This is a genomic window from Curtobacterium sp. MCBD17_028 (assembly GCF_003234875.1).
In the GTDB taxonomy this organism is placed as follows: domain Bacteria; phylum Actinomycetota; class Actinomycetes; order Actinomycetales; family Microbacteriaceae; genus Curtobacterium.
The window spans coordinates 36706-49526 of the sequence record NZ_QKTQ01000005.1; the positions used below are offsets into that span (position 1 = coordinate 36706).

The window sequence follows — 12821 nt, forward strand, 5'->3', positions numbered from 1 at the left end:
CCCCGATCCGTCCCCCGAACGGGCGGCACGACGGAACGGCCGGGAGGCTCGGCACACCTCCCCGACGCGGCTGCGGCGGGAGGTGTGCTCAGTCCGCCTCGAGGAGCTCCTCGACCCGCCGACGGTCCGCACGGGTGGCACCGTCGCCGCGACGGGCGCGACGGGCATGGCGGACCAGGCCCGGGGCCTCCCGGACGAGACGCCGCCACTGCGCAGGCGTGAGCTGTGCGCGGTCGGGGCGCGCGAGGTCGAGGAGGGCGCGCGCCGTGGTCCGGAGCACCACCCGCAGCGTCGTGCCGGCCGTCGCGTTGCGCAGGACGACCGAGAGCCGGTTCCGGATGCTCTGGTAGCGGACCAGGGGTGAGTCGCTGCCCGAGCTCGCCGCGTGCCGGTGGACCACCACGGCGTGCGGCGCGTGCCCGATGTCCCACCCTGTCAGGCGCAGCCGCCACGACACGTCGACGTCCTCGTAGTACATGAAGAGGTGCGGATCGAACCCGCCCGCCTGGTCGAGCGCCTCGCGACGGATGAACGCGGCGCCGCCGCTGAACCCGAACACGGGGGTCGTCTCGCGCGGCCCCTCGATCGGGGCGAGCCAGTCGCGGTCGCGGCCGTTGCCGCTCCGGGACAGCACGACGCCCGTGCCGTTGACGAGGTGGACGCCGCCCTCCGAGCGCCGCCAGCGTGCCCCGTCGGGCGCGACGAGGTCGTCGGGGTCGCGGCCGTCCGGGTCCGGGCGGAAGGTGCCCTCGAGCAGGGCGGTCGCGGCGACCGCGGCGGTGCGGGGTCCGGCCGCCTCGAGCGCGGCCACGCCGTGTGCCAGGAAGCCGTCGTCGGCGACCGCGTCGTTGTTGAGCAGGGCCACGACCGTTCCCCGTGCGGCCGCGATCCCGGCGGTCACCCCGCCCGCGAACCCGCTGTTCCGGTCGATCGGCACGACGACCACCCGCGGCAGGTCGCGACGGAAGCGGGCGACGTCGGCGTCGCGGGCCTCGTTGACGACGAGCACCACCTCGACGTCGTGCTCGCTGCGCTGCGCGAGGACGGACTCCACCGCGCGCACGGTCAGGTCGGCGCGGTGCCAGTCGACGACGACGACCGAGACGAGCATCCGACCATCATCCCGCACCACCGGCGGTCTCCACGGTCCCGCGCCGGGGGGCTGGCTATACTCGCCACGGCCAGTGCGCCACGACCGCCGTCGACATCTGGAGATCCCGTCTTGACCGTCACCACCACGGGCACCGTGTCCGTCGTCATCATCAACTTCCGCGGCACGGACGACACCCTGGAGTGCGTCGCGCGGTTGAACGAGGTCGACTGGCCCGCACGCCAGCTCGAGATCGTCGTCGTCGAGAACGGCTCCGGCGACGACAGTGCGACCCGCCTCCGGGCGGCCCTCGGCGACCAGGCGAACGTCAAGCTCGTCGTGTCCGACGAGAACCTCGGGTTCACCGGCGGCAGCAACCTCGGCGCCCGCACGGCGACCGGCGAGTTCGTGGCGTTCCTCAACAACGACGCCAAGCCGGACCCCCAGTGGATCCGCGAAGGGCTCGCCGCGTTCGCCGCGAGCCCGCGCATCGGCGCGGTCGCCAGCAAGGTCCTCGACTGGGACGGCACGGCGATCGACTTCGTCGAGGCCGGGCTGACCTGGTTCGGCATGGGCTACAAGAACCACACGACCGAGCCCGACGACGGCCGGTTCGACCGCGAGAAGGACATCCTCTTCGGCACGGGGTCGGCGCTCTTCGTGCGCCGGGCGCTGTTCCTCGAGATCGGCGGGTTCGACGAGGACCTGTTCATGTTCTACGACGACGTCGACCTCGGGTGGCGGCTGAACCTGTACGGCTACCGCGTCCGCTTCGCGCCGAACTCGATCGTGTACCACAAGCACCACGGCTCGATGAAGAGCTTCGGCGAGTACCGCGAGATGTACCTGCTCGAGCGCAACGCGCTGCACATGCTGTACAAGAACCTCGACGACGCCAGCCTCGGCACGATCCTCCCCGCGGCCCTCGCCCTCCTCGCCCGTCGCGCCGTCGCCAAGGGCGAGCTCGACAGCGAGTCGTACGACCTCCGCCGCTTCACCGGGGCACCGGACGAGCACGAGCCGACCACACCGGTGTCGAAGGACACCGTGGCCGGTCTGTTCGCGGTCGACCAGTTCGTGGCCGACCTGCCGAAGCTCCGGCAGAGCCGGGCCGAGGTGCAGTCCCGTCGGGTGAAGACCGACAAAGAGGTCTTCCGGCTCTTCGGGAACATCTTCCACCCGCTGTTCGGCAACGACTACTACCTCGAGGGCTTCACCGCCATCCAGGACGCGTTCCAGGTGAACCGGCCGATGATGCGCAAGCGCGTCCTCATCATCACGGGCGACGCGCTCGGCGAGAAGATGGCCGGCCCGGGCATGCGGGCGTGGAAGATCGCCGAGGCGCTGAGCGAGCACAACGACGTCCGCCTCGTCACCTGGAACGTCGCCAACCGGGCCTCGGACCAGTTCGAGGTGCACCGCGTCCGTCTGCAGGACGAGCGCGCGATGAAGGTGCACGAGGAGTGGGCCGACGTCATCTTCTTCCAGGGCTTCGCACTGCGGCACTTCCTGACGCTGCAGGCCTCGAACAAGATCATGGTCGTCGACCTCTACGACCCGATGCACCTCGAGCAGCTCGAGCAGGGGCGCGAGATGGGCGACGCCGCGTGGCGGAACCAGGTCCTCGTGACCACCGAGGTCGTCAACGAGCAGCTCCAGCGCGGCGACTTCTTCCTGTGCGCCTCGGAGCGGCAGCGGTTGTTCTGGATCGGGCAGCTCGCGGCCGTGGGTCGCGTGAACCCCGACACCTACGCGCAGGACGAGAACCTGAAGTCCCTCATCGCGATCGCACCGTTCGGCATGGACTCGACGCCGCCGCAGCACACCCGCAAGGCGATCCGCGGTGTCGTGCCCGGCATCGGCGAGGACGACAAGGTCGTCATCTGGGGTGGCGGCATCTACAACTGGTTCGACACCCCGACCCTGGTCGAGGCCGTCGCGAAGGTCGCCGAGCGCCACGACGACATCCGCCTGTTCTTCCTCGGTGTCGCGCACCCGAACCCCGACGTGCCCGAGATGGCCATCGTCGCGAAGACCCGCGAGATCAGCGAGAAGCTCGGGCTGACGAACAAGCACGTGTTCTTCAACGAGCAGTGGGTCGCGCTCGACGACCGCCAGAACTACCTGCTCGAGGCCGACGCCGGCGTCTCGACGCACTTCGCGCACGTCGAGACGACGTTCTCGTTCCGCACCCGGATCCTCGACTACATGTGGGCGAACCTGCCGATCGTCACCACCGAGGGCGACAGCTTCGGCGACCTCGTGGCCGCCGAGGGCATGGGCGTCTCCGTCCCGGAGCGTGACGTCGACGCCCTCGCCGACGCACTCGAGGCGATGCTCTACGACGAGGCCGCCATCGCCGAGGCCCGAGCACAGGTCGCCCGGGTCCGTGCGGACTTCACCTGGGAGAAGGCGCTCGCGCCGCTCATCGAGTTCGCGCACGACCCGTACCCGGCCCCCGACCGCGCGAACGCCGCTGTCGAACGGGAGCGCACGGGCGGAGGCGTCGTCATCCCGCAGATCGGCAAGTCGCGCGAGCAGCGGTTCCACGAGATCGCGAACAGCCGACACGGGCTCCGCCGCGACGTCATGCTCGCGAGGCACTACCTGACCGACGGCGGCGTCCAGGAACTCGCGGGCAAGGTGCGCAACCGTGTCTCGACGATGCGCGCGAGCAAGTACGGACGCTGAGTGCGTGGCGGTGCCGGCCGGATCGGCGCGAGGTATAGTTTCCTGTTCGTCCGACGAGTGAGGTACACATGAGCACGACCATCGCCGACCGGACCGTCGCCGACCGGACCGTCGCCGACCGGTTCGCCCGTCTCCGCACGGAGCAGCTGGTGCCCGCGGGCCGGACCGCCGGGGGTACCTGGGGGTCGGTGCGCGAGATCCACGGTCAGCGCCAGCTCCTGGACCTCCTGATCCGCCGCGATCTGAAGTCCCGCTACAAGGACAGTGCACTCGGGTTCGCCTGGTCGCTCATCCGGCCGCTCGTCCAGCTGGGGATCTACTGGCTGATCCTCGGCAAGATCCTCGGCTCGTCCCGGGCGATCCCCGAGTTCGCCATCTACGTGTTCGCCGGGCTGACCCTGTACGGACTGTTCAGCGAGATCGTCTCCGGCGCGACCGGCTCCGTCGTCGCGAACGCGGGCCTCCTCAAGAAGGTCTACGTCCCGCGCGAGATCTACCCGCTCTCCGCGGTGGGCGGCGCGCTGTTCAACTTCGGGATCCAGATGGTGATCCTGCTCATCGCGACGGCCGCGTTCCGGTCCTTCCCGATGAACGAGGGGATCCTGTTCTTCTTCCCCGCGACGCTCGTGATCCTGATCTGGGCCACCGCCATCGGCCTGTTGTTCTCGGCACTCAACGTGTACCTGCGGGACATGGCCTACCTGGTCGAGGTCCTGATGATGCTCTTCATGTGGGCGTCCCCGATCGTCTACTCGTGGCAGATGGTGCACGACCGGGCGATCGCCGCGGGGATCAGCTGGATCCTGCCGATCTACGAGAACAACCCCGTCACGCTCGCCATCCTCGGCTTCCACCGCGCCTTCTGGACCGCCGGCGGTCCCGAGCAGTACCCGGACCACATGCTCCTCCGCCTGGTGATCGCCGGTGTCGTGGGACTCGTCGCGCTCTTCTTCTGCCAGCGGGCGTTCGCCCGACTGCAGGGGAACTTCGCACAGGAGATCTGAGTCCTCGGGACCGAGAAAGGCAGCACATGTCGATCGACAACGACCTCATCGCCCCGAGCGAGACCGAGGACGCCGTGTTCGAGGACGCCCCGACCGTCGTCAGCATCCGGAACGTCTCGAAGCGCTTCGTCATCCGGAAGGACAACTCCCTCAAGGAACGGATCGTCACGCTCGGTCGCGCCGGGCGCCGACACAGCGAGGACTTCTGGGCCCTCAAGGACGTCAACCTCGACATCCCGGCCGGGACGACGATCGGACTGCTCGGGCCGAACGGATCGGGCAAGTCGACCCTGCTCAAGGTGATCGGCGGCATCCTCGAGCCCAGCACGGGGTCGGTCGCTCGACGCGGGCGCCTCGCCGCGCTCATCGAACTCGGTGCGGGCTTCCACCCGGACCTCACCGGCCGCGAGAACGTGTTCCTCAACGCCGCGATCCTCGGTCTCACACAAGAGGAAGCCGAGGAGAAGTTCGACGACATCCTCCGGTTCAGCGGCATCGGCGAGTTCATCGACACGCAGGTCAAGTTCTACAGCTCGGGCATGTACGTCCGGCTCGCGTTCGCCGTCGCGATCCACACCGACCCGGACGTCCTCCTCGTCGACGAGGTCCTGGCCGTGGGCGACGAGCAGTTCCAGAAGAAGTGCCTCGACAAGATCCGCGAGTTCCAGCAGCAGGGTCGGACGATCATCCTCGTCAGCCACTCCCTCGGGCAGGTCCAGGAGCTCTGCGACCACGCCGTCGTCCTGCACCACGGCGAGGTCAAGTTCCAGGGGTCCGCGCGGCACGCCGTCAAGAACTTCCGCGAGATCCTCGAGGGTCGCCGCGTCGCCGAGGCCGAGGCCGCGGGCGAGGAAGCGACGCCCGGCAAGGTCGAGCGCGTCGAGATCGCCGCGCCGGGCCGCGCGCCGGGCGAGGAACTCCAGCCGGGCGACGACCTCGTCATCCGGATGACCGTGTCCCACACGTCGCCGCTGGAGGAGTGGAACTCGGGGTTCAAGATCGAGAACCAGCACGGCCACCTCGTGTACGGAACGGACAGCCGCAAGATCGGCTTCACGCACCAGCCGTTGCACGGTCGGACCATCGTGGAGTACCGGCTCCGGGACATCCAGTTCGGTGGTGGCCCGTACTTCATCCACTGCTTCCTCGCCAAGAAGACCGGGGAGCACATCGCGATCCTGCGCGAGGCGGCCCGGTTCGTCATGGCCGACGACGACCGTCACGCCGGGATGACGCGGGTGTCGACCGTCGCACGCGAGATCCCCGCCTGACGGTGGTCGACCTCCCGGTCCTCGTCGACGCGACCAGTCTCCCGCCGAACCGCGGAGGCGTGGCGCGCTACATCGTGGGCCTGTTGCGCGGCCTGGCCGAGGACGGCGTGGCGGTGGGTGTCGTCGTGAAGCCCGACGACCTGTCGTGGCTCCGATCGGTGGCGCCGTCGCACCGCTACGCGGTCGCGCCCGCCGCCGTGGCGCGTCGTCCGGTCCGACTGCTCTGGGAACAGGTCGGGCTGCCGCTCCTGGCCCTGCGGGCGCGGGCACGGGTGCTGCACTGTCCCCACTACACGTTCCCCCTCGCCGCTGGCCGCCGGTCCGTCGTCACGCTGCACGACGCGACCTTCTTCAGCGACCCCGACGCACACGGGGCCCTGAAGCGCCGGTTCTTCCGGCTGTGGACCCGACTCGCCCGCCGTCACGCGCGGGCCACGGTCACGCCGAGCGCCGCGACGGCCGCGGAGATCGCCCGCTTCGTGCCCCACACCGCGGTCCCCAACGTCGTCGCGCACCTCGGCGTCGACCCTGCGGTGTTCCACGAGCCCACCTCGGATGCCGTGCGCTCGTTCGCGGCCGAGCACGACCTCGACCCCGGCGAGGGCTGGGTCGCGTTCCTCGGGACCGTCGAGCCCCGGAAGCAGGTCGCCGCCCTCGTCGCCGCGCACGCCGAACTCCCGGACGCTCCCCCGCTCGTCGTCTCCGGCGGCCTGGGTTGGGACCCGACGGCTCGGGACCTGCTCGAACGCGCGGGGAACCGGCCCGGCGCCCGCCTCCGTCACCTCGGTTTCCTGCCCAACGACCATCTCGCCGCGTTCCTCGGCGGCGCGACCGTCGTGGCGTACCCGAGCACCGGCGAGGGCTTCGGACTCCCGGTCCTCGAGGCCATGGCGTGCGGTGCCGCCGTCCTGACGACGCGCCGTCTGGCGATCCCGGAGGTCGGAGGCGACGCCGTCGCGTACGTGGAGCCCACGGCGGACGCCATCGCCGCGGGTCTCGCGGGCCTGCTCGCCGACCCGGCGCTGCGCTCCGCCCTCGCCACCGACGGCCGACGGCGTGCGCAGACCTTCACCTGGCGCGCGTGCGCTCGGGTGCACGAGGAGGTCTACGCGGCATGACGACGACCGAACGACGCACGGCCCACGTCGGGATCGTGACCGTCAGCTACAACTCCGGCCGCTACCTGACCGACTTCCTCGCCTCGACCGGTGCGTCGTGCTCCGGCCGCGTCCCGGTCGTCGTCGCGGACAACCGGTCCGACGACCTGGCCGGGCTCCGCGCGGCGACGGAGGCGAGCGGTGCCGTGTTCCTGGAACTCGGCACCAACGCCGGGTACGGCAGTGCGGTGAACCGCGCCGTGGCCGCGCTCCCCCCGGACGTCGACTGGGTGCTCGTGTCGAACCCGGACGTCGTCCTCGCGCCCGGCTCCGTCGACCGCCTCCTCGCGACCGGCTCGGAACGAGCGGACATCGGCGCCGTCGGCCCGGCGATCGTCGAACTGGACGGGACCGTCTACCCGTCAGCGCGCGCCGTCCCGTCGCTCCGGAACGGGCTCGGCCACGCGCTGTTCGCCAACGTCTGGCCCCGGAACCCGTGGACCGCCCGGTACCACAGCGACCGCGACGGCGCCCGACGACGCGACGCCGGCTGGTTGTCGGGGGCGTGCCTGCTCGTGCGCCGCAGCGCCTTCGAGCGCATCGGCGGGTTCGACGAGCGCTACTTCATGTACTTCGAGGACGTCGACCTCGGCTACCGGCTCTCCAGAGCCGGCTTCCGGAACGTGTACGAGCCGGCGGCTCGCGTCACGCACGTCGGGGCGCACTCCACCCGTGGCGTGTCCGAGCGGATGCGCCGCGCACACCACGCGAGCGCGTACCGGTTCCTCGCCTCGAAGTACCACGGGTGGTACCTGTGGCCGCTGCGCGTCGCACTCAGGATCGCCCTGGGTGTCCGCAGCAGGATGCACGGTTCGACCATCTGACCACGTCGGCCTCCCAGGCCGACCCGACACCTCCCCGGGACTCCACCGATGAAACTCGCAGTCACGCTCATGGTCCGCGACGAAGCGGACGTCATCCGACCGTGGTTGGACCACCACCTCGCACAGGGCGTGGACGTCTTCGTCATCACCGACAACGGATCGGTCGACGGCACCCGCGAGGCCCTCGAGGCGTTCGCGGCGTCCGGCGTCGCCGAGGTCGACCTCCGACACGACCCGGTGCACCGGAAGCAGCAGAGCGAGACCGTGACACGGATGGCCCGCGAGGCGCACACGCTGCACGGCGCCGACTGGGTCGTCAACGCGGACGCCGACGAGTTCCTGTTCGCCAAGGACCGCAGCCTGACGCTCCACGAGGTGTTCGAACGGCTCGACCCCGCGGTGAACGCGTTCGTCGTCCCCGTCGTCAACATGGTCGGTCCCCTCGCTCGGCGCGGCGCCGGTCTGTCGCGGCTCCTGTGGCGCGACGAACGCTCTGCGTCCGAACTGCACGCAGCGGGCCTCATCTCGCAGCCGTCCGGGAACGCGATCCACGTCGGACACCCGGACGTCGCCGTCGTCCAGGGCAACCACCTCGTGACCATCCCCGCGGGCGAGGCCCCCGCCGAGGACCTCGCGCTCGAGGTCCTGCACTTCCCCTGGCGATCGTGGGGGCAGTACGAGCACCGCGTCGAGATCGCCGGTCGCGCGTACGAGGCGAACCCCGACCTCAACCCGAGCCCGAACCACCACGGGATGCGTGACTACCGGCGCCTCCAGGAGGGCGTCCTGCTCCACTACTACGCGCTCCGCCACGTCACCGAGGCGGAAGCCGAAGCGGGGCCGTTCACCCGGGACGACTCCCTCGTCCGCTCGTTCGCCGACCGCGGGACGCCGCTTGCCGACGGCGAGGACGAGGTCGTCCCGGAGGACGAGTTCGTCGACCTGCGCCGGGTCGGAGCCGCGTTGGCGGCGCGCGATGCCGAGGTCGACCGCCGCGAGACCGAACTCGGACGCGTCCGCGAGAACGTGCGGCTGCTCGAGTCGACGGTGCAGCACCAGCAACTCCGGATCGACGCCGTCGAGCAGCTCGCGAACCACCGGGAGGCCGAGCTCCAGCGCATGCGGGCGCGGCGCGTCGTGCGTATGGCCGACCGTGCGGGCGACGTGGCCCGGTCGGTCCGCTCGCGCATCCGCGCGCACTGACACGCGCACTGACACGCGCACTGACACGCGGTCGTCCTCGCTGCGACGCGGAGGTGCCGGAGACGCCGGAGACTCCGGAGACGCCGGAGACTCCGGACGCGACGCTCAGGCGCCGTCGGGTCGTCCGCCGTGGTCGGCGTGGACGTCGGGCTCGGAACCCGCGTCGACGCCGACTGCCGGCGGCCGCCGGAGGCGGAGCACGACGGCCGCCACCACCATGAACGCGAAGACGACGAGCGAGACGACGTAGTCGCCACGCGTGGCGGTCAGCGCGATCGCCGGGCCGACCGGGGTCACGAGCCCGACGGCGCTCGAGTAGGCCACGACGGCGCAGATCGACCAGAGCACCGTCAGGACCGTGCCCGCGATGCGCCCGAGCGCGGTCAGTCCGATCGCCCCGACGATCGCGGTGACCGGGACGAGCGGGAGCGCGTAGCGCGTGTTCGGGGCGCCACCGCCCATCACGAACCGGACCTCGAGGAACACCGTCAGCACGACGACCGCGACCATCATCGCCGCGAGCCACCACCCTGCCGGGACACCCCAGAGCGGCCGCCCGACGACCCCGGCGGCCTCGGTCGGCTGGGCATCGGCGGCGGCGGAGCCGTGGCGGCGTGCACGCAGCGTGCGGACGAGGACGACGACACCGACGACCGCGGCGAGCACGAGCGGTGCGAGGAGCAGGACCCACGTGAGCGGGCTCGTCGTCGGCAGGCCGGCCCGGTACACGGCGAACAGCTGCTCCCAGAACCCCTTGTCGGTCACGACGGACGACGCGGTACGGTCGTGCCGACCGAGGTGCGCCGCGGCCCAGGCCGGGTGGCTGCCGGCCACGTTGCCGGTGAGCGCGCGATTGCGGAGGTAGAACCACCCCGCTCCGAGCGCGGCGACGACACCGACGACGACGGCCGCCAGCACCCGGCGCCCCCACGCCCCGCGCGCGGTGACGGCACGGGTCGGCGCGACGAACAGGGCGACGACGAGGCCCAGGAGGAAGACGGCGAACACGAGCCGACTCAGCATGCCGCCCACGCCGACGAGCGCCGCGGCGACGACGAGCCGCGTCGTCAGGCCGGTCCGCAACGCCCGCGCCGCCAGCCCGATCGCGAGCGCGCAGAACGTGACGTTGACGAGGTCGTTGTAGATCGCGCCACCGACGAGGATGAGCATGCCGGTCGACGCGGTGGCGAGCGCGGCCACGACCGCGACGACGCCGTCCCCCGGACGCACCTGCCGCGCGGCCCACCACGTCGCGAGCACCGTCGTCCCCGCGATGAGCGCGTCCTCGAACCGGCCGGCGATCACCGCGATGTAGAGGTGGTTGCCGTCGATGAGCGGTCCGACCACGGGCGCGAGGAGCGCGTAGAACAGCGGCGGGTGCTGCGAGACCCACTGCACGGGCGGGACGGCCCCGAAGGCGGGGTGGAACTGGATCCCGCGCTCGAAGACCGGGAGGTGACCGTGCCACACCTCGTAGGCGTAGTCGAGGTGCGCGGTCTCGTCGGCCGTCGACAGCGGCCCGTTGCTCAGCGCACGGGCGACCGAGGCGAGCACGACGAACACCACGGCGGCGACCAACCCGGCGACCTCGAGCCGCGCGTCCCGCCGCGCCCGTCCCTCCCGGCGTCGCTCCCGCGCCGCACTCCGGGGTCCCTCGGCCCACGACTCAGCTGCGGACACGGAGGACCTCCTCGATCAGGACGGCGGCTCGACGGTCGAACGAATGATGTTCGGCGAACACCGCGGCACGCGCCGATCGGATCATCTCGTCGCCGGGTTGCGCGGCCGCGACGACGCGCCGCAGGTCGTCCGGACCGCCGGCCGTGACCACGACGCTCGGTCCTGCGACCTCGCGGATGCCCGGCACGTCGTCCGACACGACGATGGCTCCCGTCGCGGCGGCGTCGAAGAGCCGGTTCGACAGGAACCCACCGTCGGCCATGTCGGGCCAGTGGTCGTTGAGCACGACCCGAGCGCTGCGGTAGGCGTCGGGCAGGCGGTCGTTCGGGAGGAACGCCCCGCGGACCAGGGGCGCCACCGGTGTCGCGTCCCACCCGGATCCCCACACCGTCAGGTCGAGGCCGGCCGCCACCGCGTCGGCGACGACCGGCCGGACGGTGTCGCGGGTCTTGCCCACGAAGAGGACGTCGCTGGCGAGTTCGGGATCGGACGGTCCGGGTGCGAACCGCGCGGGGTCGGTGGCCTGGAGCAGCGTCCGGACGGGCAGTCCCGTCCGGGCCGCCGTGGCGTCCGCCCACCGAGCGCCCGCGGCGAAGCGCAGGTCGAACCGGGCGAGCTCCGGGTCGGTGACGAGGTCGGGGTGACTGATCACCCAGAGCACGTTGACGGCGCCGGGGACGACCGGGGTGTCGTCGAGTCCACGGAGCACGAGGCTGACGTCGTCGAGGTGCTCGGAGCGCGGACGGACGTGCCGGTCCCGCGCGTCGACCACGACCTCCTGACCTGCTCGCCGCAGGGCGGCCGCGAGGTCCTGGGCGAAGAACAGGTCGCCCCAGTCGTCACCGCGGGGGCCGGCGTGGGCCGCGATCTTGAGCGACCAGCGCAGACGGACGGCGCGATCGGTCGCGTGCACGGCCCGCACGAGCCACGGCACGGGGACGCGCAGCGCGACGGGACGCCCCGCAGGACCGGCGTCGACGCGTGCGATGGCGAGACCGCGCGCGGCGAGGGTCGTCGGCGTCCAGGCGTCCGCTCGGTCGTCCCAGCCGCGGACGACCGTCTCGGCGTCGGTGTCGAGGCGCCGCGGAGTCTCGCGCGCGTCCCGGTACACGCGTCCGACCGGCACGGCCCGCACGGCACCGCCGTGCACGTCCGCAGCGGCACGTGTCCAGGCGGCGAGCGTGACCTGTGCGTCGATCGTGCGCGGCGGGATCCCGACTGCGCTCGTGTGGACGGCGAGGACGGGTTCGTCGGCGGCGAAGACCACCGTGCCCGCCTCGCCGACGTCCTCGACCGGGAACCCCTCGAGGACCGGCCACGTGGGCCACCCTGGACGGATCAACCCGGCACCCGCGCTCGCGACGAGGTCGTCGCGGGTGCGCACGACCGCCTGGACCACCGCGGTGTCCGGCGTGAGCGCGTCGAGGAGGCGTCCCCACGCCTCCGGCTCGGCGTCGAGCGCCGCGTCGACCACGAGCAGACGCGCTCCGACCACGGCCGGGAGCGCGGCGGCGACGGCGCCGCCGACCGTCGCGTGCACGCGCTCGTCGACGCCCTGCCACCCCTGCGGGACGCGCGGTACGGGATGTGCGGTGGCGGGTCCGGCGTGGACGTCGTACGTGGCCAGGAGCACCTGCGCGGCGTCGACCGACGCTGCGGCCGCGTCGAGGGCGGCGGCGCGGTCGGCGAGCGACGTCCGGACGTCGGCGAGCACGAGGACGGTGGTCACGTCGGCGCGGAGCGCCGCATGGTCCACGCCGCGCTGGTCGATCTCCGTCGCGATGCCGAGCACGACGGGCCCGTGCCCCGCGTCGGGTGGGCTGACGTCACGACCGGCCAACAGGCGTCGAGCGACACCCGCAGCGACGCGAGCTGGTCCCCGGGTCCGCGCCATGCGTCCG

9 protein-coding genes are annotated in these 12821 nt (G+C 71.9%); 6 read left to right on the plus strand and 3 right to left on the minus strand.

The features are described 5' to 3' along the window. Nucleotides 1-88: 88 nt before the first annotated feature. On the minus strand, nucleotides 89-1111 hold the full coding sequence (locus DEI86_RS07920) for a glycosyltransferase family 2 protein (RefSeq protein WP_111049243.1): 1023 nt from the start codon (nucleotides 1109-1111) through the stop codon (nucleotides 89-91). 111 nt (nucleotides 1112-1222) lie between these two features. Between DEI86_RS07920 and DEI86_RS07925 the strand changes: the two genes are divergently transcribed. The 6 genes from DEI86_RS07925 (at nucleotide 1223) to DEI86_RS07950 (ending at nucleotide 9240) form a co-directional block, all read left to right on the plus strand. After that, the gene (locus DEI86_RS07925) at nucleotides 1223-3781 is read left to right on the plus strand and encodes a glycosyltransferase (protein WP_220035633.1); all 2559 of its coding nucleotides are present in this window, start codon (nucleotides 1223-1225) and stop codon (nucleotides 3779-3781) included. Nucleotides 3782-3849: 68 nt separating this feature from the next. After that, nucleotides 3850-4785 (plus strand): ABC transporter permease, encoded by a 936-nt coding sequence (locus DEI86_RS07930; protein WP_111009546.1) that lies wholly within the window; start codon nucleotides 3850-3852, stop codon nucleotides 4783-4785. A 26-nt stretch (nucleotides 4786-4811) separates the two neighbouring features. After that, nucleotides 4812-6056: an ABC transporter ATP-binding protein gene (locus tag DEI86_RS07935; protein ID WP_111009545.1), complete on the plus strand. Its 1245-nt coding sequence runs from the start codon at nucleotides 4812-4814 to the stop codon at nucleotides 6054-6056. Between the two features lie 2 nt (nucleotides 6057-6058). Continuing rightward, nucleotides 6059-7174: a glycosyltransferase family 1 protein gene (locus DEI86_RS07940; RefSeq protein WP_181439732.1), complete on the plus strand. Its 1116-nt coding sequence runs from the start codon at nucleotides 6059-6061 to the stop codon at nucleotides 7172-7174. Then, nucleotides 7171-8037, plus strand: coding sequence for a glycosyltransferase family 2 protein (locus tag DEI86_RS07945; protein WP_181439733.1), 867 nt, complete (start codon nucleotides 7171-7173; stop codon nucleotides 8035-8037). Before DEI86_RS07940 ends, DEI86_RS07945 begins: the two co-directional genes overlap by 4 nt. Before the next feature lie 48 nt (nucleotides 8038-8085). Continuing rightward, nucleotides 8086-9240 (plus strand): glycosyltransferase family 2 protein, encoded by a 1155-nt coding sequence (locus DEI86_RS07950; RefSeq protein ID WP_111026190.1) that lies wholly within the window; start codon nucleotides 8086-8088, stop codon nucleotides 9238-9240. Between the two features lie 105 nt (nucleotides 9241-9345). Here the strand turns inward: DEI86_RS07950 and DEI86_RS07955 are convergent, their stop codons facing one another. Together DEI86_RS07955 and DEI86_RS07960 are read right to left on the minus strand one after the other, a co-directional pair. Beyond that, complete coding sequence (locus tag DEI86_RS07955) at nucleotides 9346-10920, minus strand: hypothetical protein (RefSeq protein WP_111049244.1); 1575 nt, start codon at nucleotides 10918-10920, stop codon at nucleotides 9346-9348. After that, complete coding sequence (locus DEI86_RS07960) at nucleotides 10907-12814, minus strand: glycosyltransferase (RefSeq protein ID WP_146244885.1); 1908 nt, start codon at nucleotides 12812-12814, stop codon at nucleotides 10907-10909. Before DEI86_RS07960 ends, DEI86_RS07955 begins: the two co-directional genes overlap by 14 nt. Between the last annotated feature and the right edge of the window lie 7 nt (nucleotides 12815-12821).

Coding starts and splice junctions, on each gene's coding strand:
- DEI86_RS07920 (WP_111049243.1), bottom strand. CDS start 1,111: ATGCTCGTCTCGGTCGTCGTCGTCGACTGGCACCGCGCCGACCTGACC.
- DEI86_RS07930 (WP_111009546.1), top strand. CDS start 3,850: ATGAGCACGACCATCGCCGACCGGACCGTCGCCGACCGGACCGTCGCC.
- DEI86_RS07935 (WP_111009545.1), top strand. CDS start 4,812: ATGTCGATCGACAACGACCTCATCGCCCCGAGCGAGACCGAGGACGCC.
- DEI86_RS07945 (WP_181439733.1), top strand. CDS start 7,171: ATGACGACGACCGAACGACGCACGGCCCACGTCGGGATCGTGACCGTC.
- DEI86_RS07950 (WP_111026190.1), top strand. CDS start 8,086: ATGAAACTCGCAGTCACGCTCATGGTCCGCGACGAAGCGGACGTCATC.
- DEI86_RS07960 (WP_146244885.1), bottom strand. CDS start 12,814: ATGGCGCGGACCCGGGGACCAGCTCGCGTCGCTGCGGGTGTCGCTCGA.